At 63.3% G+C, this 3112-nt stretch carries 4 protein-coding genes; all 4 read left to right on the forward strand.

Translation table 11 applies throughout. The features are described 5' to 3' along the window. Nucleotides 1-1008: proline racemase family protein (locus tag ABVQ20_RS40330; protein WP_354465411.1), on the forward strand; the 1008-nt coding region annotated here is incomplete at its 5' end. Between the two features lie 12 nt (nt 1009-1020). Further along, a complete protein-coding gene (locus tag ABVQ20_RS40335) occupies nt 1021-1674 on the forward strand; it encodes an amino acid ABC transporter permease (protein WP_292493134.1) in 654 nt (217 codons plus the stop codon). After that, complete coding sequence (locus tag ABVQ20_RS40340) at nt 1674-2537, forward strand: amino acid ABC transporter ATP-binding protein (RefSeq protein WP_258600271.1); 864 nt, start codon at nt 1674-1676, stop codon at nt 2535-2537. Before ABVQ20_RS40335 ends, ABVQ20_RS40340 begins: the two co-directional genes overlap by 1 nt. Next, on the forward strand, nt 2525-3112 hold a 588-nt coding region (locus tag ABVQ20_RS40345; protein ID WP_354465413.1), incomplete at its 3' end, for a dihydrodipicolinate synthase family protein. The genes ABVQ20_RS40340 and ABVQ20_RS40345, both read left to right, overlap by 13 nt.

The following is a 3112-nucleotide window of genomic DNA, read 5'->3' on the forward strand; positions in this document are numbered from 1 at the left end:
GGTAGTTCCCCAGTCCGGCAAGTACTGCTGACCGCCATGCGCACGAGCCGTCTCTTCTCCGTCATCGACAGCCATACCGCAGGGCACCCGACTCGCACGGTCATCTCGGGCATCCCTCCGTTGCGCGGGCACAGTGTGCGCGAACAGCGGGACGATTTCCGGGCGGTCCATGATGGGTTGAGGGGACTGCTGCTTCACGAACCGCGCGGGCATGCCGCCATGGTGGCAGCGGTGCCCGTGCCCTCCCGCGATGCGGATCAGGGGCTGTTCTTCATCTCCTCCTACGTCTACCTCGACATGTGCGGCCATGCCACGATCGGCTACATCGCCAGCTTGGCCGCCACGGGCGCTCTGCCGCAGGGCTTTGAACAAACCGGCATGTCCATCGAGACCCCGGCGGGTATCGTCCATGTGACCGGTACCTTCGAGGCTGGCCAGCTGACCTCAGTGGTCCTACGCAACGTGCCATCCTATCTCGCCTCCGCCGATGTAGCCGTCGAGATCGATGGCCTCGGCAAGGTGACCTGCGACATCGCCTATGGCGGCATCATGTATGCCCTGGTTGATGCAAGCCAGGTCGATCTTCCCTTCGACATCGACCACGCCAGCCGCTGGTGCCACGCAGGGGTGGCTATCAAGCAGGGGCTTAACTCTGCAAGCGGTCACCTGCAGGTCGGCAGCGTGCTGTTCCATCGCGCCATCGTGGGCGGCGCCCGCCATCTGGTGATTTTGGCAAGCAACAAGTTCGACCGTTCGCCCTGCGGCACCGGTACCTCCGCACGGCTGGCCCAGCTTCACGCTCGTGGGGAGTTGGCGACTGGCGCCCCTTACCGGGCCGAAAACATCCTTGGGGTGCCCTTCGCGGCCAAGGTCGCGGAGTTGGCTCAGGGCAAGGACGGCCAGCCCGCCGTGATCCCAGAGGTGCGCGGCATGGCTCATATCAGCGCATTTTCCACCCTGGTGCTGGAAGCGGATGATCCGCTGTCCGCCGGTTTCCTTCCCGGCTGACGGAGCGCGCTTATGAAATTCGATCCGTCCGTCGTCCTCGCGAATTGGGACATTCTTGCCTTCGGCCTGCTCATAACGCTGAAATACACGATTTATACCTGCGCCATCGGCCTCGCGATCGGTCTCTTCGTGGCGCTGCTCCAACTCACTCCGTGGCGGCTGACGCGCTGGACCGGCCGCATCTGGGTGGAATTCTTCCGCAACATCCCGCTGCTGGTGTTGCTCATGTGGATCTACTATGCCCTGCCAATCTTCTTTCAGATCCAGATCGGCAAGGAAACGGCGGGGATTCTCGGTCTCGGGTTCTATGCCAGCGGCTTCTATGCCGAGATCCTGCGCGCCGGTGTCCAGTCCATCGACCGTGGCCAGACCGACGCCGCAGTGGTTCTGGGCATGGGCTACTTCCAGCGCATGAAGCGTATCATCCTGCCGCAGGCTTTGCGCCGCATGGTGCCGCCGCTGGTGGGCCAGACCATCATGCAGCTCAAGAACACCACGCTCCTCTCGGTGCTGACCATCCCCGATCTGCTTTACCAGGCGGGCTACATTGCCAGTTTCACCTACCGGCCAATGGAGGTCTACACCGTCATCGGCGGCATCTTTATCCTCATCCTGTTCCCCCTCAGCGCTCTTTCGCGCCGGTTCGAGCGCAAGGAGGCCGCGTGATAACCGCAACATCCACAGAAGTCGTTCTGAGCGTACGCGGCATCGAGAAGTCCTTCGGGACGCACCATGTCCTACGGGGCGTCGACCTTGACGTCCGCCGCGGTGAGGTGGTCTGTCTGATCGGCGCCAGCGGCTCGGGCAAGACCTCGCTGCTGCGCTGCATGAACTTGTTGTTGGAGCCCGACCAGGGCGAGATCCTCATCGAGGGCGCGCCCCTTTTCCGCTGCACGGCGACCGCGCGGCTGAAGCTCTCTAACGCGCAGGTAAACGCCGCGCGCGTGAAGACCGGCATGGTGTTCCAGAACTTCAACTTGTTTCCTCACCGTACCGCGTTGCAGAACATCATCGAAGCCCCGCTGGTGGTGAAGAAAGTGCCGCGCGCCGAAGCCGAGGTACAGGCTCACGAACTCCTCACCCGCATGGGTCTTCCCGACGCCGGGCATAAATACCCGTCACAGTTGTCGGGCGGCCAGCAGCAGCGGATCGCCATCGCCCGCGCACTTGCCATGCAGCCCACCATCATGCTGTTCGACGAGCCGACATCGGCGCTGGACCCGGAACTGGTGGGCGACGTGCTCGCTGCAATCCGTCAGCTCGCCGCCGACGGCATGACCATGGTTATCGTCACCCATGAGATCGGCTTCGCCTATGAGTTGGCCGATCGGGTGGTCTTCATGGACCAGGGCGTTGTCGCCGCCAGCGGCGCTCCGCGTGAACTCCTGCTGTCAGGCGCAAACCCGAGGCTCGCGGCCTTCGTCGGCCGCTTCACTGAACAAGCCCGCCTTCTCGGCCCTCTCACGGCCGCGGCCGACGCACCTTCAACAAAACTCCCAACAAAGGACAATCGATCATGGCCGATGTAAACTGGGGCGGTATCTTCCCCGTTCTCGTCACTCCCTTCGGAGCCGATGGCTCCATCAATGAAACGCGTTATAAAGAACTCGTTGACGATGCAATCGCTAACGGCGCACAGGGCGTGGTGGCGGCTGGTAGCACCGGCGAATTCTATGCTCTCACCAAAGCGGAGCGCGCGCGCCTCTACAAGCTGACAGTTGATCATGTGGCCGGCCGCGTGCCCGTGCTTGCGGGCGTCGCCGACCTGCGTGTCGAGGATGTGCTGGAGGCGTGTCAGACGGCAGTGGGGGCGGGCTGCGCAGGCGGCATGATCCTGCCACCCATCTACGCTATGCCGAGCCCGCGTGAGATCGTGGCCTTCTTCGAGTACATCTCCCGCAACACCCCGCTGCCGCTGATGCTCTACAACAGCCCGCGCCGCGCCGGCGTCGACATCACCCCGGCCCTCGTGGAGCAGCTCTCCGCGCTGCCAACCGTGGTCGCCATCAAGGACAGCTCCGGCGTCATTACCCAGGTGAGTGAACTGGTGCAGCGCGTGGGTGACAAACTCCGCGTCTTCGTCGGCTACGAGACCATGATCGTT

The sequence above is a fragment of the Mesorhizobium shangrilense genome (assembly GCF_040537815.1).
Lineage (GTDB): Bacteria > Pseudomonadota > Alphaproteobacteria > Rhizobiales > Rhizobiaceae > Mesorhizobium > Mesorhizobium shangrilense.

Bases quoted from the DNA above. Each gene is read 5' to 3' on its own strand.
- ABVQ20_RS40335 (WP_292493134.1), top strand. From the start codon at position 1,021: ATGAAATTCGATCCGTCCGTCGTCCTCGCGAATTGGGACATTCTTGCC.